A 22228-nucleotide genomic window follows, 5' to 3' on the forward strand; every position below is an offset into this window, starting at 1 on the left:
CGCTAAGGCTCGGTGTTCCCTCACTCCGGCGCTGCTCCGCGGGCCGCCGCGATGGGCCATCCTTGGCCCAGCGCGGCTAAACCGGCGTCCTGCCGGTTTACCCGCTCCGCACCACCTGCGTTCGGCCTCGGGCTTATTGGGGCAGTCAGAGCCAGATCAAGATCAAAAGCAAGAGCACAGCGGCCTACCGGCGTTTTTCAAGGTAGTTGTCGCGTTCACCGTCGTACTACGCGGCTTTTATTACCACTGTCAGCTCCCTTTCAGGGTTCAGATACACCGTCCCGATAGGGTTCCAGTTGCGTGTCTCACCTGACCATCTTTCCGGTCTTCTCTCTCTGGCTTGCCTGTATACCGCCTCTCGGCGAGCCAAGATTTCCCGGTCTTTCCCTTCGTGACGTTGAGCGGGTGTCACGAAGCGGATCCGCCTATGACGGTGCACGGTGTTGTACCAGGTCATAAAATTCCTTACCCAGATACGCGCCTCATCCAGGCTGGAAAACCCGTCCTGCGGCCACTGCGGGCAGTATTTCAGCGTTCTGAACAACGATTCCGAGTACGGGTTGTCGTTACTGACCCGTGGTCTACCGCGAGACGGCGTGATGCCCAAGTCGTACATCTTGGTTAGTAGCGTTAACGATTTCATCGGCGCACCGTTGTCCGAGTGAAGCACCAACGGCTGGAGCCAGCACTTTTCCTGAGTCACGCTTCGTTGCAGCAACGCGGCTGCTTTTTCACCGCTTTCTGCTTCGTAAACTTCCCAACCCACCGCCTTCCGGCTGTAGATATCCTCGATCAGATAGAGGTAGTAAAACTTTCCGCGAACCGGTGACGGCAAGTAAGTGATGTCCCATGACCACACTTGATTGGCGGCGGTCGCCGCATAAGTCGTGGGCGCCTCATGACGATGCGGCCGCTTGGCACGCGAGCGATGTTGCTGCTGACCTGCCGCGTGCAGTACGCGATAAAATGTCGCCTCCGAGGCCATGTAACGCCCCTCGTCAGCCAGCTGTGGCACGATTTGGCTCGGCGGCAGATGCGCATAGGTTTTGCTGTTGCACAGCGTCACGATACTTTGCCGTTCAAGCTCACTGAGTGCGTTGTTCGGCATCCGCCTGAGCGTCGTCGTGCGCCCATCCGCCAAGATTTCTTCCGGCAAATTCCAGCGTTGCAGTGTCCTCAGTGAAAGGTCTACCTCATGACAAGCAGGCGCCCTGCGGGCGCCCGCCAGGATGGCTTCATTGAGCCAACCAACGAGTAAATACCGTTCTGGCAACAAGGTCAGTTGTCCTCGTCGTCGCTCCCCCAGTAGGCATTGAGCTTTTTCTCAGCACCAGTAACGCCGCCGTCTCGGCCAGCGCCGCATCCTTGCGGCGTAGTTCGCGCTCAAGCTCACGGATCCTTTTTTTATCATCCCGTGACTGCCCTGAACTCGCCGTTTTCGCAGCTGGTTTTTGGGTGCTACTGGCGATAAACGCATTACGCCAATCGGTAATCTGCTCGGGAAAAATACCTTTCCTTCGGCAATATTCACCGATCTCCAGTTCCGACAGCGAACCTGTCTCTATGATGACCGCCAGTTTGGATTCGGCTGACCAATTTTCGGCGGGTTGTTTAGCGTCGGACAATTGCGTTCCTCTGGCAGCAGCTTGTTTGCGCCAATAATGGAGAGACATATCGCTGCAACCTTCGCGGCGAGCGACCTCCGCTGCTGAAAGGCTCAGGGGCGGAAGCATCATTTTCAGCAGTGCGGCTTTACGTTCATCTGAGTAGAAAGGCATGACCATACTCTTGCCGCCCCCGAAATGTGTTCAAAAAGCGGTGGACGCGACAACTACCCTGACACCGGGGGGCACAGCGGCCTACAGGCCGGCTTGAGTGGTGTGAAGCAAAGGCAAGATCAAAATCTAAAGCGGCCACGGTCCAAATGTGGGAGCTGGCTTGCCTGCGATAGCATCGCCTCGGTGTACCTGAAAGACCGAGTTGTCTGCATCGCAGGCAAGCCAGCTCCCACAGAAAAGCAGAGCCGCAGCAGTTTCAGATTTGGTTTTCGCTTTGGCTTTCGCTTTTGATTTGGCTTCTACCACTCAAGCCGGCCTGTAGGCCGCTGTGCTCTTGCTTTTGATCTTGATCTGACTGCCCCAATAAGCCCGAGGCCGAACGCAGGGATTGAGGAGCGGGTAAACCGGCAGGACGCCGGTTTAGCCGCGACGGGGCAGGGACGCCCCGTCGCGGCGGCCCGCGGAGCAATGCCGGAGTGAGGGAACACCGAGCCTAGGCGAGGTGCCGACAGGCGGGGCAGAGCCCTTTGCTTACTTTGGGGCTTTTCCAAAGTGAGTCGCTGTAAGAGCGAAACCATAGGAGGCCGTTACCGCAACAACGGATATGTACACAACCCCCCAAACCAGCCCCAGACGCCTGTCATCTAAGCGTCACCGTAACTTCATGGAGATGACACCGGCCGTACATAGCCTGAGTTGGCACAAACAAGTCGACCGGCCGCAACCCTGGCCGGCACTCGGAGACTCGCCATGACTCAGATCGCCCGCATCAGCGACACCGGCAATGAACGCCGCCTGCAAGCCGAACGCCTGATCGGCGCCCAGGCTTTGCAGGAAGCCCAAGCCCTGCGGTTCAACGTGTTCAGCGGCGAATTCAACGCCAAGCTGAAAGGCGCGGAACTGGGCCTGGACATGGATGACTATGATGTTCACTGCAGCCACATCGGCGTGCGGGATTTGAACAGCGGTCGACTCGTCGCCACCACCCGTTTGCTCGACCACCAGGCCGCCAGCACCCTGGGCCGCTTCTACAGCGAAGAAGAATTCAGCCTCCACGGCCTGCTGCACCTCAAAGGCCCGATCCTGGAGATCGGCCGCACCTGCGTCGACCCGGCCTACCGCAACGGCGGCACCATCGCGGTGTTATGGGGCGAACTGGCCGAAGTGCTCAACCAGGGCGGCTACAGCTACCTGATGGGCTGCGCGAGCATCCCGATGCACGACGGCGGCATCCAGGCCCATGCGATCATGCAGCGCCTGCGCGAACGCTACCTGTGCAACGAACACCTGCGGGCCGAGCCGAAAAAGCCCCTGCCGGCATTGGACCTGCCGTCCAACGTGATCGCCGAAATGCCGCCCCTGCTCAAGGCCTATATGCGCCTGGGGGCGAAGATTTGCGGCGAGCCGTGCTGGGACGAGGACTTCCAGGTGGCCGACGTGTTTATCCTGCTCAAGCGCGACGAGCTGTGCCCGCGTTATGCCCGCCACTTCAAGGCAGCCATGTGATGAGCCGCCTTCGGGTGTACGGGCGGATCGCCCGCGTGCTGGTGGTGGTGGCCCTGGGTTTGAGCATGGCCAGTGTGTTTGGGGTATTTGAACGACTGGGTGTGGCCAACTCGATGGTGCGCCGGCAGCGCTGGTCGCGTTTTTTCATGGCACGGCTGACCAATGCCCTGCCCTTTCGCGTGACCGTTCACGGTGAGTTGCCGCAGCAGTCGATGCTGTGGGTCAGCAACCACGTGTCATGGACCGATATCCCGTTGCTGGGGATGGTGGCGCCGATGTCGTTCCTGTCCAAGGCCGAGGTGCGTACCTGGCCCGTGGCGGGCTGGTTGGCAGCCAAGGCCGGCAGCCTGTTTATCCGTCGTGGTTCGGGTGACAGCCAGTTGATCCGCAAGCAGATGACCCGCCACCTGGAACAAAAACACCCGCTGTTGATGTTCCCCGAAGGCACCACCACCGATGGCCGAACGTTGCGTACATTCCACGGGCGGTTATTGGCCAGTGCGATTGATGCCGATGTGTCGCTGCAACCGGTGGCGATTCGTTACCTGCGCGATGGCCATATCGACCCGCTGGCACCGTTTATTGGCGATGACGATTTGCTCTCGCACCTGATGCGGTTGTTTGGCAATGACCAGGGCGATGTGGAAATCCATCTGCTCAAGCCGATTGCCTGCGCCGGGCAGGAACGTGCGGCACTGGCGTTCCAGGCGCAGCAGGCGGTGCAGAAAGCGTTGTTTGGTGAAGTGGTGCAGCCGGCAGAACCGCGGCGTGCCGGAACTCTGGCCGCAGCCTAGATGTGCTGCGCGGCAAACACCTGCAACTGCGGGTAAAACACCCGAAAATCCTCGCTCAACGGCTCATACAGCGCCCGCAATTCCTGCATGGCATGGCCCAGTTCTTCGGGCCGTGTCAGGCGCCGGCCGATGCCCGTCAACACCTGTTCCATCACCGCGAACTCGCGGTATGAACCCAGCCAGTCATCTGCCGCCATATACGGCGCAATCTGCGCCAGCCGCCCCGGCAACGCCGGTTCTTCGGCGAGCACCCGGTAAACCCGGGAGGTAAAGCGCTCCAGCGGTTGATCGGCATACAACGCCCAATCCCGCGCCAGGCAGTGGTCGAAAAACACATCGAGGACGATCCCGGCGTAGCGGCGTCGGGTGAGGGTGAAGCGCGACAGGGCCTCCCCTATCAGCGGGTGGCTGTCGGTGTAGCGATCGATTGAGCGGTGCAACTGAATCGCCGACTCGATTTGCGGGCTGAACTGGCCTTGCAGGCGACCTTTAACGAAGTCGCCATACAGGCTGCCGAGCAATTGAGCAGGAAGTTGGCCGCCCAGGTGCAGATGTGCGAGATAATTCATGGCGCGCAGTCTAGCACTGCCGTCAACGTATCGTTATAACCCGATATACCGATTTAATCTGGTTTAAGACCAAAATCATATTGGTATATCGGGATATAACGATTTAAGGTTCGCCTCATCGCGATATAACGTTTTACAAACCCGAGCATCACTGCCATGTCCATCGACCTCGACGAAATAATAAAAGCCCTGGCGCACCCAGTACGGCGAGACATCCTCAACTGGCTGAAAGACCCGAAAGTGCAATTCCCCGAGCAGATCCACAACCACGAGCACGGTATTTGCGCCGGGCAGATCGACCAGCGCTGCGGCCTGTCGCAGTCCACCGTGTCGGCGCACCTGGCGAACCTGCAACGGGCGGGGCTGATCAGCAGCCAGAAGGCGGGCCAGTGGCACTTTTTCAAACGCAATGAGGAGGTGATCCAAGCCTTCCTCAAAGCGCTCACCGAAGAACTCAGCACACCGCTGTAACAAGGACCCGACAATGCCTCTCTCGCTACTCATCCTGGCCTTAAGCGCCTTCGCCATCGGTACGACCGAGTTCGTCATCATGGGGCTGTTGCCCGATGTGGCGACCGACCTCGGTGTATCGATTCCCGGCGCCGGCTGGCTGGTGACCGGTTACGCCCTGGGCGTGGCCATCGGTGCGCCGTTCATGGCGCTGGCCACCGCCAAGCTGCCACGCAAGGCCGCCCTGGTAGCGTTGATGGGCATCTTCATCATCGGCAACTTGCTCTGCGCACTGGCCAGTGACTACAACGTGCTGATGTTTGCCCGTGTGGTTACGGCGCTCTGCCACGGTGCCTTCTTCGGTATCGGTTCGGTGGTTGCGGCCAACCTGGTACCGGCCAACAAGCGTGCTTCAGCCGTGGCATTGATGTTCACCGGTTTGACCCTGGCCAACGTGCTGGGCGTGCCGTTGGGCACTGCGCTGGGCCAGGAAGCCGGCTGGCGCTCGACCTTCTGGGCAGTGACGGTGATTGGGGTGATCGCATTGATCGGCCTGATCCGCTTCCTGCCGGCCAAGCGTGACGAGGAGAAACTCGACATGCGCGCCGAACTGGCCGCCCTCAAGGGTGCCGGGATCTGGTTGTCGCTGAGCATGACTGCGCTGTTCGCCGCCTCGATGTTCACCCTCTTTACCTACGTCGCGCCGCTGCTGGGGGATGTCACCGGTGTTTCGCCCAAAGGCGTGACCTGGACCCTGCTGCTGATCGGCCTGGGCCTGACCGTCGGCAACATCATCGGCGGCAAGCTGGCCGACAAACGCCTGGCCGCCACCCTGATCGGCGTATTTATCAGCATGGCGGTGGTGTCCACGGTACTGACCTGGACCAGCGTCGCCGTGATCCCGACTGAAATCACCCTGTTCCTCTGGGCCACCGCCTCGTTTGCCGCCGTACCGGCGCTGCAAATCAACGTGGTGACCTTCGGCAAGGCTGCGCCCAACCTCGTGTCCACCTTGAACATCGGCGCCTTCAACATCGGCAACGCCCTCGGCGCCTGGGTAGGCGGCAGCGTGATTGCCCATGGTTTCGGCCTGACCAGCGTGCCCCTGGCCGCTGCGGCACTGGCGGTGCTCGCCCTGCTGGTGACCCTGATTACTTTCCGTCAGACCGGCGATGCCGACCTGGCCCCCGCGACCAACTGATCAACTAAAGAGAAGGGTGTTATCCCATGACGACTATTTTCGATCCCATCAAGCTGGGCGACCTGGAACTGTCGAACCGCATCATCATGGCGCCGCTGACCCGCTGCCGTGCCGACGCCGGCCGTGTGCCGAATGCGCTGATGGCCGAGTACTACGTACAACGTGCCTCCGCCGGACTGATCCTCAGCGAAGCCACCTCCGTGACGCCAATGGGCGTGGGTTACCCGGATACCCCGGGCATCTGGTCCAACGACCAGGTGCGCGGCTGGGCCAACGTGACCAAGGCCGTACACGGCGCGGGCGGCAAGATCTTCCTGCAACTGTGGCACGTGGGCCGTATTTCCCATGAGTCCTACCTTGATGGTGAAACCCCGGTCGCGCCAAGTGCCATCCAGCCTAAAGGCCACGTCAGCCTGGTGCGCCCACTGGCCGACTACCCTACCCCGCGCGCCCTGGAAATCGCTGAAATCGCCGACATCGTCGACGCTTACCGCGTAGGCGCCGAGAACGCCAAGGCTGCCGGTTTTGACGGCGTGGAAGTTCACGGCGCAAACGGCTACCTGCTTGACCAGTTCCTGCAAAGCAGCACCAACCAGCGCACTGACAACTATGGCGGCTCCCTGGAAAACCGCGCACGCCTGATGCTCGAAGTGACTGACGCGGTGATTGAAGTGTGGGGCGCCGGCCGTGTAGGTGTGCACCTGGCACCGCGCGCCGACTCCCACGACATGGGCGACGCCAACCTGTCGGAAACCTTCACCTACATCGCCAAGGAACTGGGCAAGCGTGGCATCGCGTTCATCTGCTCCCGTGAAAAGGAAGCGGGCGACAGCCTCGGCCCACAACTGAAAGCAGCCTTCGGCGGTCCTTACATCGCCAACGAACGCTTCACCAAGGACAGCGCCAACGCCTGGCTGGCCTCGGGCAAGGCAGACGCCGTCGCGTTCGGCGTGCCGTTCATCGCCAACCCGGACCTGCCGGCTCGTCTGAAGGCCGATGCTCCGCTGAACGAAGCTCATCCAGAGACGTTCTACGGCAAAGGCCCGGTCGGCTACATCGACTACCCGACCCTGGCCCTGTAATCGGCTGAAACGAAAAAGCCCCGGCTTGCGAGAGCCGGGGCTTTTTTATGGGCCGCAGGAAACATTCCTTCACAGCCTTGCAACAATATTGCTACAAAATACTTAGCCAACTACCTATCAACCACCCGCCAGCCCGTATATAACGTCACCCCATAAATTCAGGGAAAAGGCTGATTGACCTGCCCTGGCCTTTATTGTTGACACAACTGGTCGCAATTACGCATTTTGTCTTAATTGCGCAGGCCAGGGCTCAAGCGCAGCATGTCCAACGCGATATCGACCCATCGCTCTGCGTCCTGGGCCAACTGAAAACTGTCGGGCACCAGCAGCCATTGGCCGAGAATTCCGTCGATATAGGCGTGCATGCACACAGCGGCACGCACGGTGTCGAGATTCTCCGGAAGCTGCCCGCGATGGACCGCGTTACGCAGGGTCAGCCCGATGCGCAGGTTGCATTCAAGGCTGGCGGTCTGGCGCTGACGGCGCAGATCACACATTTCATCGGTGAATTCGCACTTATGAAACAAAATCTCATTGATGCGCCGGGTCTTCGGGTCCAGGGCCACTTGATGGAACAGATGAATCAGCAGCTTGCGCATGCAACCCAGCGGATCGACCTCGTCCTCGCTCTCACTGGCCCTGGCCAACTCATCCAGCGGCTCGTGCAGCGTATCGAGCATCGCCTGCACCAGGTCGGCCTTGTTGCTGAAATGCCAGTAGATGGCACCGCGCGTCACGCCGGCCAGCGCGGCGATATCCGCCAGCGTGGTACGCGCAACCCCGCGCTCGTAAAAGGCTTGCTCGGCCGCTTCAAGAATCTGGCTGCGCGTTTCCTGAGCTTCCTCTTTGGTACGACGAACCATGGCAGTAAAACCTCAATCAGGACACTTGGGGTGGCCGGAAACGACCATCTGAATAATTGTGGGACGACGCCTTCATGGGCGCCGAACGTACTAGAATCGAGGCTTTGGACGGTGCTTTGTCAACATTCCGCGAAGCCTGTCAAGAGTTTACAAACAACCATGAACGTAAGTATATTGCGTAGCAAGCTACTTATCCACTCAGTGCCTGTTTTTTACCCTTCCACACTTCTTGTGCGCACTCTGCGCGCCTGACCCGAGGATCTTCATGCAACTTAAGCCAGCTGTTACCGCCCTGGTTACTGCCGTCGCCCTGGCATCGCTGCTCAGCGGATGTAAAAAGGAAGAAGCGGCTCCGCCCGCTCAAACCCCTCAGGTCGGCGTGGTCACTATTCAACCTCAAGCCTTCACCCTGACATCCGAGCTGCCAGGCCGCACCACGGCCTACCGCATTGCCGAGGTTCGCCCTCAGGTCAACGGCATCATTCTCAAGCGCCTGTTCAAGGAAGGCGGCGACGTTAAAGAAGGCCAGCAGCTCTATCAGATCGATCCGTCGGTGTATGACGCCTCCCTGAAAAGCGCCCAGGCCAACCTGGCCCAGACCAAATCGATTGCCGATCGCTACAAGCAATTGGTCGATGAGCAAGCGGTCAGCCGCCAGGAATACGACACTGCCGTGTCCAACCGCATGACCTCTGAAGCCAACCTGCAAACGGCCCAGATCAACGTGCGCTACACCAAGGTCTTCGCCCCGATCTCCGGGCGTATCGGCCGCTCTTCGGTGACCGAAGGGGCACTGGTCAGCAACGGCCAGACCGACGCCATGGCAGTGATCCAGCAACTGGACCCGATCTACGTTGACGTCACGCAGTCCTCCGCCGAGATGCTGAAACTGCGTCGCGACCTGGAAAGCGGCCAACTGGAAAAAGCCGGCGACAATGCGGCCAAGGTCAAGCTGACCCTGGAAGACGGCAGCGACTACGGCGTGGAAGGCAAGCTGGAATTCTCCGAAGTCTCGGTCGACGAAACCACCGGTTCCGTGACCCTGCGCGCCGTGTTCCCGAACCCTGATCACACCCTGCTGCCGGGCATGTTTGTGCACGCGCAATTGCAAGCCGGTGTGAACAGCAAGGCCATCCTGGCACCACAGCAAGGCGTGACCCGCGACCTGAAGGGCATCCCGACCGCGCTGGTGGTGAACAAGGACAACAAGGTCGAGCAGCGTGTACTGGTCGCCAACCGGACTACCGGCGCCTACTGGCTGGTAGAAAAAGGCCTGAACGCCGGTGACCGCGTAATCACCGAAGGCCTGCAATTCATCAAGCCGGGCATCGAAGTCAAGGTCAAGGACGCGGATAACGCCAAGCCCGCCGGTTCCGCTGCTGCTCCTGCTGCCGCTGCTGGTCAAGGGGAGTAATTCATGTCGAAATTTTTTATCGACCGTCCCATTTTCGCCTGGGTAATTGCCCTGGTGATCATGCTGGTCGGGGCACTGTCGATCCTGAAGTTGCCCATCAACCAGTACCCGGCCATTGCGCCAACCGCCATTGATATCCAGGTGACCTACCCGGGCGCGTCTGCACAAACCGTGCAGGACACCGTGGTGCAGGTTATCGAGCAACAGCTCAACGGTATCGACAACCTGCGTTATGTCGCCTCGGACAGTAACTCCGACGGCAGCATGACCATCACCGCGACGTTCAACCAGGGTACCAACCCGGACATCGCCCAGGTTCAGGTACAGAACAAGCTCAACCTGGCGACTCCGCTGCTGCCACAAGAAGTACAGCAGCAAGGTATCCGCGTTACCAAGTCGGTGAAGAACTTCCTGATGGTGATCGGTCTGGTGTCGGAAGACGGCAGCATGACCAAGGATGACCTGTCCAACTACATCGTTTCCAACATCCAGGACCCGATTTCCCGGACCGCCGGTGTGGGTGACTTCCAGGTGTTCGGTTCCCAGTACGCCATGCGTATCTGGCTCGACCCGGCCAAGCTGAACAACTACCAGCTGACGCCAGTGGATGTCAGCAACGCCATCCAGGCGCAGAACGTCCAGGTGGCTACCGGCCAATTGGGCGGCCTGCCTGCCCTGCCCGGCACTCAGTTGAACGCCACCATCATCGGCAAGACGCGTCTGCAAACCACTGAAGCGTTCGGCAATATCCTGATGAAGGTCAACTCCGACGGCTCCCAGGTTCGTCTGGGTGACGTTGCGCGTATCGAACTGGGCGGCCAGAACTACAGCATCAGTGCACAGTTCAACGGCAAGCCGGCCTCCGGTATGGCGATCAAGCTGGCAGCCGGTGCCAACGCACTGGACACCGCCAAGGCGATTCGCGAAACGGTTGCGTCCCTCGAACCGTTCTTCCCGCCTGGCATGAAGGCGGTGGTGCCGTATGACACCACCCCGGTGGTGACCGAATCGATCTCCGGTGTGGTTCACACCCTGGTCGAAGCGATCGTACTGGTGTTCCTGGTGATGTTCCTGTTCCTGCAGAACTTCCGCGCCACCATCATCACCACGATGACGGTACCGGTGGTATTGCTGGGTACCTTCGGGATCCTCGCGGCGTTCGGCTTCACCATCAACACCCTGACCATGTTCGGCATGATCCTGGCCATCGGCTTGCTGGTGGACGATGCGATCGTTGTGGTGGAGAACGTCGAGCGGGTAATGGCCGAGGAGCACTTGTCGCCCAAGGAGGCGACGATCAAGTCCATGGGCCAGATCCAGGGTGCCCTGGTGGGTATCGCCCTGGTGCTGTCGGCGGTACTGCTGCCAATGGCGTTCTTCGGGGGTTCCACCGGTGTGATCTACCGGCAGTTCTCCATCACCATTGTTTCGGCGATGGCGTTGTCGGTACTGGTTGCGCTGATCTTCACCCCGGCCTTGTGCGCCACCATGCTCAAGCCGATTGACCCGGAAAAACACGGCCAACCCAAGCGCGGTTTCTTTGGCTGGTTCAACCGTACCTTCGACCGTGGCGTTCTGAGCTACGAGCGCGGCGTCGGTAACATGATCAAGCACAAGTTCCCGGCGTTCCTGGTCTATGTACTGATCCTCGCCGGTATGATCTGGATGTTCACCCGCATTCCAAGCGCGTTCCTCCCAGAGGAAGACCAGGGCGTGATCTTTGCCCAGGTACAAACGCCAGTGGGTTCTTCGGCTGAACGTACGCAGAAAGTCATCGACGATATGCGCGCCTACCTGTTGAACGACAAGGAAGGCGAGCCAGGCGAAGGCAAGGCGGTTAAATCGGTGTTTACCGTAAACGGCTTCAACTTCGCCGGTCGTGGCCAGAGCTCGGGCCTCGCGTTCGTGATGCTCAAGCCGTGGGATGAGCGTGATTCGACCCAGTCGGTATTTGAGGTTGCCAAGCGCGCCCAGGGTTACTTCTTCGGGGCCTTCAAGGACGCCATGGTATTTGCCGTGGTGCCACCGTCGGTACTCGAACTGGGTAACGCCACCGGCTTCGACGTGTTCCTGCAAGACCAGGGCGGCGTCGGCCACCAGAAGTTGATGGACGCGCGTAACCAGTTCCTCGGTGCCGCAGCACAAAGCAAGATCCTGGCGGGCGTGCGCCCCAACGGCGTGAACGATGAGCCGCAGTACGAGCTGACCGTTGACGACGAGAAGGCCAGCGCCCAGGGCATCAGCCTGGCAGACATCCAGCAGACCCTGGCAATTGCCCTGGGTGGCAGCTACATCAACGACTTCATCGACCGTGGTCGTGTGAAGAAGGTGTATGTACAGGGTGACGCCGCCAGCCGGATGTCTCCGGAAGACCTGAGCAAATGGTACGTGCGCAGCACGTCCGGGAAGATGGTGCCCCTGTCGGCCATTTCTTCGGGCAAGTGGATCTTCGGTTCGCCGAAACTCTCGCGCTATAACGGTGTAGCGGCGATGGAAATCCTCGGTACCCCGGCGCCTGGCTACAGTACCGGTGATGCGATGGCGGAAGTCGAACGCATTGCCAAGGACTTGCCAGCCGGTGTCGGCTACTCGTGGACCGGCCTGTCGTACGAAGAACGCCTGTCCGGTTCCCAGGCGCCTGCGCTGTACGCCCTGTCGCTGCTGGTAGTGTTCCTCTGCCTGGCGGCACTGTACGAAAGCTGGTCGATCCCGATTGCGGTAATTCTGGTTGTGCCGCTGGGTGTGATCGGTGCCCTGATCGCCACCAGCCTGCGGGGACTGTCCAACGACGTGTTCTTCCAGGTGGGCCTGTTGGTGACGGTGGGTCTGGCGGCGAAAAACGCCATCCTGATCGTGGAGTTCGCCAAAGAGCTCCACGAACAGGGCAAAGGCATCGTCGAGTCGGCCATCGAGGCATCCCGCATGCGTCTGCGACCGATCATCATGACGTCCATGGCGTTCATGCTCGGCGTACTGCCCCTGGCGATTTCCACCGGTGCCGGCTCAGGTAGCCAGCACGCCATCGGTACGGGCGTAATTGGCGGTATGATCACCGCCACGGTCCTCGCGATCTTCTGGGTACCCCTGTTCTTCGCAACCGTGTCCTCCGCTGGCGAACGTAAAAAGACTGAACCCAAGCAAACTCCTAAAGAGGCTGGCCAATGAGCAAGTCGCTACTTTCCTTAGCTGTCACGGCATTCGTGCTCAGTGGCTGCTCGCTGATCCCGGACTACCAGCGCCCTGAAGCGCCGGTAGCCGCGCAGTTCCCGCAGGGGCCGGCGTATTCGTCGGCCCAGGCGCCGAGCCAGGCCGCTGCCGAGCAAGGCTGGAAGCAGTTTTTCCATGACCCTGCCCTGCAACAGCTGATCCAGACCGCGCTGGTGAACAACCGCGACCTGCGTGTCGCGGCCCTGAACATCGACGCGTATGCCGCGCAGTACCAGATCCAGCGTGCCGACCTGTTCCCGGCGGTTTCGGCCACGGGCAGCGGCAGCCGTTCGCGTACCCCGGCCAAACTGTCGCAGACCGGCGAAGCAGGCATCACCAGCCAATATTCGGCGGGCCTGGGGATCAGCTCTTATGAGCTGGACCTGTTCGGCCGCGTGCGCAGCCTGAGCGAGCAAGCGCTGCAACAATACTTCGCGACCGAAGAAGCCCGTCGCACCACCCAGATCAGCCTGGTGGCCAGCGTGGCCAATGCCTACCTGACCTGGCAGGCCGACAAGGAGCTGCTCAAGCTCACCCAGGACACCCTGGGCGCGTACGAGCAGAGCTTCAAGCTCACCTCCCGCAGCAATGAAGTCGGCGTGGCATCGGCCCTGGACCTGAGCCAGGCCCGTACCTCGGTGGAAAACGCCCGGGTTGCACTGGCGCGTTACACCCGCCAGGTGGCCCAGGACGAAAACAGCCTGACCCTGCTGCTGGGCACCGGCCTGCCGGCGAATATCGTCAGCCGGCCATTGGCGGATGACCTGTTGAGCGAAGTACCGGCCGGCCTGCCGTCGGACCTGCTGCAACGTCGTCCCGACATCCTGCAGGCCGAGTACAACCTCAAGGCGGCCAACGCCAACATCGGCGCGGCACGGGCGGCGTTCTTCCCGAGCATCAGCCTGACCGCCAGCGCCGGTACCGCAAGCCCGACGCTGGGCGGCCTGTTCAAGGGCGGTTCGGGTACCTGGTCGTTCGCACCGCAGATCAACATCCCGATCTTCAACGCCGGCAGCCTGCGCGCCAGCCTGGATTACTCGAAAATCCAGAAAGAGATCAACGTCGCCAACTACGAGAAAGCGATCCAGACCGGCTTCCAGGAAGTCTCCGACGGCCTCGCCGCCCGCGAGACCTACAAGCAGCAACTGGACGCCCAACGTGGCTTCGTCGCGGCCAACCAGGATTACTACCGACTGGCCGAGCGTCGCTACCGCATTGGTGTCGACAGCAACCTGACGTTCCTCGACGCCCAGCGCCAACTGTTCAGTGCCCAGCAATCGCTGATCACCGACCGTCTGGCGCAGCTCAACAGCGAGGTCAACCTGTACAAGGCCCTCGGTGGTGGCTGGAACGAGCAAACCGCGAAGAATGAACCGTTGAAAGAAGAAGCACCGCCCTTGAAGTTGTTCTGACAGTGGCGCAGTGAACAAAAGCCGCTTCCCTCACAGGAAGCGGTTTTTTTTCGCCCCTGACTTTGCGTTCGATCATCGCCCACAACCCGCTCTCCCCCACTTTCGTCGCCCCCACACCGCCCCGCACCATGGCCGCCACCTGCATAACCCCAATAACAACAGGTCTGACACCATGAGCACTTTTGACCCGCGCCGGCTCCTGCTGGCAACCGCTATCGCCAGCATTGCCCTCCCCGTTGTCGCTGAAGAACACGGCTTCCTGGAAGACGCCAGCGCCAACCTCAACCTGCGTAATTTCTTCTTCAACCGGAACTTCACCAACCCGACCAAGGCCCAGGGCGGCGCTCAGGAGTGGACGCAAAGTTTCATCCTCGACGCCAAATCCGGCTTCACCCAGGGCACCGTCGGGTTCGGCATGGACGTACTTGGCTTGTACTCGGAAAAGCTCGACGGCGGGCGCGGCACGGGCGGTACCCAACTGCTGCCGCTGGACCATGACGGACGGCCCGCCGATAACTTCGGTCGCCTGGGCGTCGCGTTCAAGGCCCGGATCTCGAAGACCGAAGTGAAGGTCGGCGAGTGGATGCCGGTGCTGCCGATCCTGCGCTCCGATGACGGCCGCTCACTCCCGCAAACCCTGCGCGGCGGCCAGATCACCTCCAAAGAGATCGACGGCCTGACCCTCTACGGTGGCCAGTTCCGCGCCAACAGCCCGCGGGACGACAGCAGCATGACCGAGATGTCGATGTTCGGAAAAACCGCCTTCACCTCCGACCGTTTCAACTTCCAGGGCGGCGAATATGCCTTCAACGACAAGCGCACCCAGATTGGCGTGTGGAACGCCCAACTCAAGGACATCTACCGCCAGCAATACCTCAACCTGATCCACAGCCAGCCCGTGGGCGACTGGACCCTGGGCGCCAACCTCGGGTTCTTCTACGGCAAGGACGACGGCAGCGCCCGCGCCGGCGAGCTCGACAACAAGACCTGGTCCGGACTGTTCTCGGCCCGATACGGCGGCAACACCTTCTACATCGGCCTGCAAAAACTCACCGGCAACAGCGCCTGGATGCGGGTCAACGGCACCAGCGGCGGCACCCTGGCCAACGACAGCTACAACGCCAGCTATGACAACGCCCAGGAAAAATCCTGGCAGGTGCGCCACGACTACAACTTCGTCGCCCTGGGCATTCCAGGCCTGACCGTGATGAACCGCTATATCAGCGGCAGCAACGTACACAGCGGCACGGTGACCGACGGCAGGGAATGGGGCCGGGAAAGTGAAGTGGGCTACACGGTGCAGAGCGGAACATTGAAGGACCTCAATGTGCGCTGGCGCAATTCCAGCATGCGCCGGGACTACAACAACAATGAGTTTGATGAAAACCGGTTGATCGTCAGTTACCCGATAAGCCTGCTGTAACGCCTCGACAGACTTGCTGTATGGTGCGCGCGTGTCATGGATGACCGAAACCCGCAACCAACGTCTTTCGAGTCCGCCGTACACCATGAAACCCTTCGCCGCCGTATCGGCCCTATTGGTCCTGGCCCTGAGCCTCAGCGGTTGCATCGGTCCGCCCCTGGCCCTGACACCGCAGACCGAACAACGCCTGAAAGCCGAGGCGCCGATTCGCTTTTTGCTGACCTTCGATGACGGCCCCAGCGCCTCGGGTTTTATGAACCCGAGCCGTTCGGTGATGGCCGACCTGGCGAATAACCCGATACAGCCGGGCATCAAGGCGGTGTTCTTTTTGCAGACCGAGGCGCCCCGCTCCGGCGGCAACCCTCGGGGTCGCAAGACCATGGAGCGTGAGTACGCGGCCGGCCATATCCTGGCCTTCCACACCGCAACCCCGTGGCACAGCAATCATCGCTCGCAGAATCCGGTTGAACTGGAACACTACCTCAGCCTGGGTTCATCGACCCTTGAATCCATCACCGGTCAGCCGCCTACACTGGTGCGCCCGCCGTTCTGGAATTACGACAAACGCACCTTCGCCGCCTACCAGCAGCATGGCCTGCACGTACTGTTGACGGACCTGAGCGCGAACGACGGGGTGATCTGGGTCTTCAATGGCAGCCCCCGGCGCCGGGAAAACCTGATCCGCCAGTTGTCGGTACTGCGCGAGCGTATTGCCAAGGGTGAGTTACCGACCGTGGACGGAGTGATCCCGGTGGTGGTGACCTTTCACGACATCAACCGCTACACCGCCTGGCACCTGAAGGAATACCTGCAAATCCTGATGGACAGTGCGCGCATTAACGGCGTGCCGGTCGCCCGGCAGCCGTTCTACACCGACCGGGCCGCCTTGCAGCGCGCCGCCATGGCGCGCACGGTAAAGGACGCTGACGAAGTGGTGCACCTGCCGGGCGTATGGAATTGGGTGTGGGACGCTGACTCGCATTAACTGCGCGACTCAACCCCCAACTCATCCCACACCGACTCGGCCAAATGAAACGTCGCATTGGCGGCCGGAATCCCGCAGTAGATCGCGCTCTGCATCAGCACTTCCTTGATCTCGGCGCGGGTTACGCCGTTACTCGCGGCGGCGCGCAGGTGCAACTTCAACTCTTCACTGCGGTTCATGCCGATGAGCATGGCGATGGTGATCAGGCTGCGGGTATGTCGCGGCAGGCCTGGGCGGGTCCAGATATCACCCCAGGCGTGGCGGGTGATCATTTCCTGAAACTCGCTGTTGAACTCGGTCAGGGCGTTGAGGCTGCGGTCGACATGGGCGTCGCCCAGCACTTCGCGGCGCACTTGCAGGCCCTCGGCATAACGTTGTTTCTCGTCCACAAAACGCTCCTCATGCAACGGTGACGACAGGCACATACCTGTGGCGAGGGAGCTTGCTCCCGTTGGGTCGCGCAGCGGCCCCAGTGAGGCCGCTGCAGGGTTATACAAATAGTTGAGTTGCGGCTGCTTAGGGACTGCTACGCAGCCCAACGGGAGCAAGCTCCCTCGCCACAGGGTTCAGCGATACTCAGCGGGCTAGCAGAAATTCCAGTACACGGTCGCTGAACGCCGCACCGGCTTGCACGTTGGACAGGTGCGCGGCATAGAACTCGGCGTACTCGGCGCCCTTCACGTGTTCCTGGATAAAGTGCCCACCGGCCGGCGGCGTAACCGCATCTTCACTGCCCGCAATCACCAGGGTCGGCACCTTGATCGACGCCAGTTGCTCACGGAAGTCCGCATCGCGCACCGCCGCGCAACTGGCGGCATACCCCTGGGGATTGGTCGCCGCCAGCATGTCGGTGATCAGCGTGGCTTGATCAGGGTGGGCCTCGGCAAAGTCGGCGGTGAACCAGCGTGCAATTGACGCATCACGCAGGGCAACCATCGCCGCCGCGCCGTCCCGCAGGACAATCTCGACGCGCGGGTTCCAGATCTCCGGCGTGCCAATTTTCGCTGCGGTGTTGCACACCACCAGCCGGCGCAAACGCTCGCCCGCATGAATGCCCAGCCACTGGCCGATCAGGCCGCCCATGGACAACCCGCAAAAATGCGCGCGTTCGATCTGCAATGCATCCAGCAACGCCAACACGTCACGGCCCAACTGCTCGATGCTGTAGGGGCCTTCGGTCACCAGGGATTTGCCGTGGCCACGGGTATCGAAACGCAGTACCCGGAAATACTTCGTGAACGCCTCGATCTGGATGTCCCACATGTGCAGGTCGGTGCCCAGGGAGTTGGACAGCACCAGCACGGGTGCGTCTTCGGGGCCATCGAGTTGGTAGTTCAGTTCGCCATCGGCGAGTTGTACAAATCCCACAGCAGCCTCCTCAGGCAGTCAATGCAAAATGTTCGGCCACGGCCCGGGTAACCCAGGTGTGCGCCTGGCCCAGGTAGTGCGCCGGGTCCAGCAGGCGATCGAGTTCGGCGGCCGAGAGCTCGGCCGTCACTTGCGGTTCATCACCCAGCACCGCCCGCAGGTGGCGTTGCTCGGCGACGGCGCGTTTGCAGCATTGTTCCAGCAGATGGTGCGCGGTTTCGCGGCCCAGCCGTTGGGCGAGGACGATGCTGACCGCTTCGGCCAGGACCAGGCCCTGGGTCAGGTCGAGATTCTGTGCCATGCGCCTGGGGTCGACTTCCAGGCCTGCGCTGACCAACAGCGCCTGATGCAATGCACCGGACACCAGCCGGCAAATCTCCGGCAGGGTTTCCCATTCGGCGTGCCACAGGCCCAGGCTGCGCTCGTGTTCCTGAGGCATGGCGCTGAACATCGTCGCCACCAGGCCCGGCACGCGGGTCGCGGCGCTGATCAGCACGGCGGCGCCCACCGGGTTGCGCTTGTGGGGCATGGTCGAAGAGCCGCCTTTGCCGGGTGCGGAGGGCTCGAACACTTCCGCCGCTTCGGTCTGCATCAACAGGCTGATGTCGCGGCCCAGTTTGCCGAGGCTGCCGGCGATCAGGCCAAGCACCGAGGCGAACTCCACCAGGCGGTCGCGCTGGGTGTGCCAGGGTTGTTCCGGCAGGCCCAGTTGCAACTCGGCGGCCAGGGCTTGCGCCACCGGCATCGCCTGTTCGCCGAGGGCCGCCAGGGTTCCGGAAGCACCGCCGAATTGCAGCACCAGCAAGCGCGGCTTGAGGTCGCTGAGGCGTTGCCGACTGCGGCTGACTGCACCGAGCCAGCCGGCGATTTTCATGCCCAGCGTGACCGGCGTTGCGTGCTGCAGCCAGGTCCGACCCGCCAAGGGGGTTGCTGCATAACGTTGAGCCTGCGCGGCAAGGATGTCACCCAGCCGCGCCAGATCATGCTCAATCAGCTCGACCGCGCTGCGCAGTTGCAGCACCAGGCCGGTGTCCATCACATCCTGGCTGGTAGCGCCCAGATGCACATAACGTTCGGCGCCGGCATCTTCGCTGGCGATCAACTTGCCGAGGGCCTTGACCAACGGAATCGCGGAGTTGCCCGCCGTGGCAATGGCCTCGCCGAGGGCATCAACGTCATAGAGAGAAGCCAGGCAGGCCTGGGCAATCGGCGCGACGGCCGCTTGCGGGATCAACCCCACCTGAGCCTCTGCCCGGGCCAGGGCCGCTTCAAAATCCAGCATGCCCTGCAAGCGCCCCTGGTCGCAGAACACTTCGGCCATGCGGTTGGCGGTGAAATAGGCGTCGAACAGTTGGTTGCTCGTGCGCATCGTCATAGAACATCCCTAGGTGGCGCATACCCGGCAACGGGCATGCGCCAGCCGGTTACAGATCGTGGTGCAAGTACGCCGCCTCTTTGGGCAGGCGCAAGCTGAACAGGAACGCCACCGCCATCATCGCCGTGACGTACCAGTAGAAGGTGTTTTCCATGCCCAAAGACTTAAGGCCCAGGGCCACGTACTCCGCCGAACCACCGAAGATCGCGTTCGCCACCGCATATGCCAGGCCCACGCCCAGTGCACGCACTTGCGGCGGGAACATTTCAGCTTTCACCAGGCCGCTGATGGAGGTGTAGAAACTCACAATGGCCAGGGCCAGGGTGATCAGCACAAAGGCCAGGAACGGGCTGCTGACGGTTTTCAGGGTCAGCAGGATCGGCACGGTGAACAGCGTGCCCAGGGCGCCGAACCACAGCATCGAATTACGGCGGCCAATCTTGTCCGCCAGCATGCCGAACACCGGCTGCATGCACATGTAGAAGAACAGCGCGCCGGTCATGATGTAACTGGCCGTCTTGGCGTGCATCCCGGCGGTGTTCACCAGGTACTTCTGCATGTAGGTGGTGAACGTGTAGAAAATCAGCGAACCGCCGGCGGTGTAGCCAAGCACGGTGATAAACGCCGCCTTGTGATCGCGGAACAACGCGGCAATGCTGCCTGCGTCCTTGTCTTCACGCATTTCCTTGCTGGTGGTTTCTTTCAGGGTGCGACGCAGCAACAGCGAGATCACCGCGGCAATGGCACCGATCACAAACGGAATCCGCCAGCCCCAGGCCCGCAGTTCTTCTTCGGTGAGGATCTGTTGCAGGATCACCACCACCAACACCGCCAGCAGTTGGCCGCCGATCAGGGTCACGTACTGGAACGAGGCGAAGAACCCGCGCTGGCCCTTGAGCGCGACTTCACTCATGTAGGTAGCGGTGGTGCCGTATTCGCCGCCTACCGACAGGCCCTGGAACAGCCGGGCGACCAGCAGCAAGGCCGGGGCCCAGGCGCCGATGTCTTTGTAGGTGGGCAAAAAGGCGATGACCAGGGAACCGGCGCACATCATCAGCACCGAGATCATCATGGAATTCTTGCGACCGTGTTTATCCGCCACCCGGCCGAACAGCCAGCCGCCGATGGGGCGCATCAGGAAGCCGGCAGCGAACACGCCTGCGGTGTTGAGCAATTGCACGGTGGGGTCGTCCGACGGGAAAAACGCCGGGGCGAAATAGATGGCGCAGAAGGCATAGACGTAGAAGTCGAACCATTCGACGAGGTTGCCGGAGGAGGCACCGACAATCGCAAAAATCCTTTTGCTGCGTTCTTCTCCGGTGTAGTGACTCGTTTTTGTTGTCATGTTTTTTCACTCAGTGGGAACGGTTATAGCCTAGACATACTTTGCAACAACCATGTTCCGCAAGCAGACTTTTGGATATTTGTTGCCTGTGCCGGCCTCATCGCGGGCAAGCCCGCTCCCACATTTGGAATGCATTCACCTGTGGGAGCGGGCTTGCTCGCGAAAATTTCCAAGCCAACTCAGTAATCGAAGAACACCGTCTCTTCGTCTGTGCCCTGCAAAATCACATTCCACTGATACACACCCGCCGCATCCGCCTTGGCGATCAACGTGCGCCGCCGCTCCTGCGGCACACACGCCAGCAGCGCGTCATCCTCATTCAGCGCCTCACCGTCAAAGTAAATCCGCGTCAGCAGGTGCTTCACCAACCCACGGGCAAACACCAGCACCACCAGGTGCGGCGCCTGGGTCGTGCCCTTCAACCCCGGCACGCTGCCCGGCTTGATGGTGGTAAAGCGAAACCGCCCTTCGGCATCCACAGGCACCCGGCCGAAGCCTTCGAAGTTCGGGTCCACCGGTTTGTCCTGCTCATCCTCGGGATGGTCGTACTTGCCGGCCGCATTGGCCTGCCAGACTTCCAGCATGGCGTCGTTGACCACATCGCCGTTGCCATCCACCACCTGCCCGGTGATCGCCACGCGCTCGCCGAGTGTCTCGGCTACGGTCAGGTCTTCGCGGTTCAGCCAGGTCAGGCCGATGTGGTAATACGGCCCGACGGTGTGGGAAGTAGTCGCGTTGAGGCTCATCTCATTTCTCCATCGGCGTGGCGTCGCGGCCGCGCAGGACGATGTCCCAGCGGTAGCCGAGGGCATAGTGCGGAATGGTTTTTTCCAGATCGAACGAGGCGATCAGGCGTTCCTTGGCGGACGTGTCCGGGACGCAGTTGTAGATCGGGTCGTAGGCCAGCAACGGGTCGCCGGGGAAATACATCTGCGTTACCAACCGCGTCAGCACACTTGGTCCGAACAGCGAGAAGTGAATGTGCGCCGGGCGCCAGGCGTTGTGGTGGTTGCCCCACGGGTAGGCGCCGGGCTTGATGGTCTGGAACTGGTACCAGCCATCGGCGTCGGTGACGGTGCGCCCGGTGCCGGTGAAGTTCGGGTCCAGCGGTGCGTCGTGCTGGTCGCGCTGGTGGTTGTAGCGGCCGGCGGCGTTGGCCTGCCAGATTTCCACGAGGATGCCGGGCACGGGCAAGCCGTTTTCATCCAGCACGCGCCCGTGAATGATGATGCGTTCGCCCTGGGGCTCGCCTTCGTGCTGGGCAGTCAGGTCGTTGTCCTTCTCGTTGATCCGCTCGGCGCCGATGGTCGGGCCGGTGATTTCCGACAGGGAATGGGGCAGGAACACCAACGGCCTGGACGGCGAACGCAGGTTCGTCGACTGGTAGGCCGGGTGCAGGTAATCAGGCTGAGTACCCGCTTGCGGGCGCCGGTATCCGGGCTTGTCACTCATGGAG

19 protein-coding genes are annotated in these 22228 nt (G+C 61.2%); 10 read left to right on the forward strand and 9 right to left on the reverse strand.

Annotation, left to right across the window (positions count from 1 at the left end):
• Positions 1-226: 226 nt before the first annotated feature.
• Positions 227-1778 (reverse strand): IS3 family transposase gene (locus MUM_RS1000000133710; RefSeq protein ID WP_443216255.1). Its coding sequence is split into 2 segments (ribosomal slippage): positions 227-1319 and positions 1318-1778, totalling 1554 coding nucleotides; the frame shifts between segments, so codons are not numbered across the junction.
• Positions 1779-2528: 750 nt separating this feature from the next.
• Here MUM_RS1000000133710 and olsB point away from each other — a divergent pair.
• Both olsB and MUM_RS0129785 read left to right on the forward strand, forming a co-directional pair.
• Entirely contained in the window at positions 2529-3284 is a 756-nt protein-coding gene (gene olsB, locus MUM_RS0129780; RefSeq protein ID WP_010176659.1) for an L-ornithine N(alpha)-acyltransferase, read from the forward strand.
• A complete protein-coding gene (locus MUM_RS0129785; protein ID WP_010176660.1) occupies positions 3284-4078 on the forward strand; it encodes a lysophospholipid acyltransferase family protein in 795 nt (264 codons plus the stop codon). The genes olsB and MUM_RS0129785 overlap by 1 nt, the downstream gene beginning before the upstream one ends.
• On the opposite strand, the gene MUM_RS0129790 is transcribed toward MUM_RS0129785, so the two are convergent.
• Positions 4075-4647, reverse strand: coding sequence for an acyl carrier protein phosphodiesterase (locus MUM_RS0129790; protein WP_010176661.1), 573 nt, complete (start codon positions 4645-4647; stop codon positions 4075-4077). The two genes, MUM_RS0129785 and MUM_RS0129790, sit on opposite strands and share 4 nt — an antisense overlap.
• Before the next feature lie 156 nt (positions 4648-4803).
• Here MUM_RS0129790 and MUM_RS0129795 point away from each other — a divergent pair, with 156 nt between their 5' ends.
• Genes MUM_RS0129795 through MUM_RS0129805 form a run of 3 tightly spaced genes read left to right on the forward strand, consistent with a single transcriptional unit; the run spans position 4804 to position 7380 of the window.
• Positions 4804-5118, forward strand: coding sequence for an ArsR/SmtB family transcription factor (locus tag MUM_RS0129795; RefSeq protein WP_010176662.1), 315 nt, complete (start codon positions 4804-4806; stop codon positions 5116-5118).
• 13 nt (positions 5119-5131) lie between these two features.
• Positions 5132-6298 carry an MFS transporter gene (locus MUM_RS0129800; protein ID WP_010176663.1) on the forward strand — a complete coding sequence of 389 codons (1167 nt, stop codon included), beginning with the start codon at positions 5132-5134 and terminating at the stop codon, positions 6296-6298.
• 26 nt (positions 6299-6324) lie between these two features.
• A complete protein-coding gene (locus MUM_RS0129805) occupies positions 6325-7380 on the forward strand; it encodes an alkene reductase (RefSeq protein WP_010176664.1) in 1056 nt (351 codons plus the stop codon).
• 230 nt (positions 7381-7610) lie between these two features.
• Here the strand turns inward: MUM_RS0129805 and MUM_RS0129810 are convergent, their stop codons facing one another.
• Complete coding sequence (locus tag MUM_RS0129810; RefSeq protein ID WP_003219798.1) at positions 7611-8243, reverse strand: TetR family transcriptional regulator; 633 nt, start codon at positions 8241-8243, stop codon at positions 7611-7613.
• Positions 8244-8508: 265 nt separating this feature from the next.
• On the opposite strand from MUM_RS0129810, the gene MUM_RS0129815 reads away from it, so the two are divergent.
• From MUM_RS0129815 to MUM_RS0129835, 5 genes are all read left to right on the forward strand, one after another.
• Positions 8509-9657, forward strand: coding sequence for an efflux RND transporter periplasmic adaptor subunit (locus MUM_RS0129815; RefSeq protein ID WP_010176665.1), 1149 nt, complete (start codon positions 8509-8511; stop codon positions 9655-9657).
• 3 nt (positions 9658-9660) lie between these two features.
• On the forward strand, positions 9661-12822 hold the full coding sequence (locus tag MUM_RS0129820) for an efflux RND transporter permease subunit (RefSeq protein WP_010176666.1): 3162 nt from the start codon (positions 9661-9663) through the stop codon (positions 12820-12822).
• Positions 12819-14276: an AdeC/AdeK/OprM family multidrug efflux complex outer membrane factor gene (adeC, locus tag MUM_RS0129825; protein ID WP_010176667.1), complete on the forward strand. Its 1458-nt coding sequence runs from the start codon at positions 12819-12821 to the stop codon at positions 14274-14276. The genes MUM_RS0129820 and adeC overlap by 4 nt, the downstream gene beginning before the upstream one ends.
• A gap of 172 nt (positions 14277-14448) precedes the next feature.
• The gene (locus MUM_RS0129830) at positions 14449-15699 is read left to right on the forward strand and encodes an OprD family porin (RefSeq protein WP_010176668.1); all 1251 of its coding nucleotides are present in this window, start codon (positions 14449-14451) and stop codon (positions 15697-15699) included.
• 85 nt (positions 15700-15784) lie between these two features.
• A complete protein-coding gene (locus tag MUM_RS0129835; RefSeq protein WP_029616154.1) occupies positions 15785-16684 on the forward strand; it encodes a polysaccharide deacetylase family protein in 900 nt (299 codons plus the stop codon).
• On the opposite strand, the gene pcaC is transcribed toward MUM_RS0129835, so the two are convergent.
• The 6 genes from pcaC to pcaH all read right to left on the reverse strand — a co-directional run bounded on the left by pcaC (position 16681) and on the right by pcaH (position 22224).
• The gene (pcaC, locus tag MUM_RS0129840; RefSeq protein WP_010176670.1) at positions 16681-17073 is read right to left on the reverse strand and encodes a 4-carboxymuconolactone decarboxylase; all 393 of its coding nucleotides are present in this window, start codon (positions 17071-17073) and stop codon (positions 16681-16683) included. The two genes, MUM_RS0129835 and pcaC, sit on opposite strands and share 4 nt — an antisense overlap.
• 187 nt (positions 17074-17260) lie before the next feature.
• Positions 17261-18052, reverse strand: a complete 792-nt coding sequence (gene pcaD, locus MUM_RS0129845; RefSeq protein ID WP_010176671.1) for a 3-oxoadipate enol-lactonase — start codon at positions 18050-18052, stop codon at positions 17261-17263.
• Positions 18053-18062: 10 nt separating this feature from the next.
• A complete protein-coding gene (locus tag MUM_RS0129850) occupies positions 18063-19427 on the reverse strand; it encodes a 3-carboxy-cis,cis-muconate cycloisomerase (RefSeq protein WP_029616155.1) in 1365 nt (454 codons plus the stop codon).
• Between the two features lie 49 nt (positions 19428-19476).
• Complete coding sequence (locus tag MUM_RS0129855; RefSeq protein ID WP_010176673.1) at positions 19477-20772, reverse strand: MFS family transporter; 1296 nt, start codon at positions 20770-20772, stop codon at positions 19477-19479.
• 179 nt (positions 20773-20951) lie between these two features.
• The gene (gene pcaG / locus MUM_RS0129860) at positions 20952-21518 is read right to left on the reverse strand and encodes a protocatechuate 3,4-dioxygenase subunit alpha (protein WP_010176674.1); all 567 of its coding nucleotides are present in this window, start codon (positions 21516-21518) and stop codon (positions 20952-20954) included.
• A gap of 1 nt (position 21519) precedes the next feature.
• Positions 21520-22224, reverse strand: coding sequence for a protocatechuate 3,4-dioxygenase subunit beta (gene pcaH, locus MUM_RS0129865; protein ID WP_010176675.1), 705 nt, complete (start codon positions 22222-22224; stop codon positions 21520-21522).
• Between the last annotated feature and the right edge of the window lie 4 nt (positions 22225-22228).

Origin of the sequence: Pseudomonas sp. PAMC 25886 (genome assembly GCF_000242655.1) — a bacterium.
Taxonomy (GTDB): domain Bacteria; phylum Pseudomonadota; class Gammaproteobacteria; order Pseudomonadales; family Pseudomonadaceae; genus Aquipseudomonas.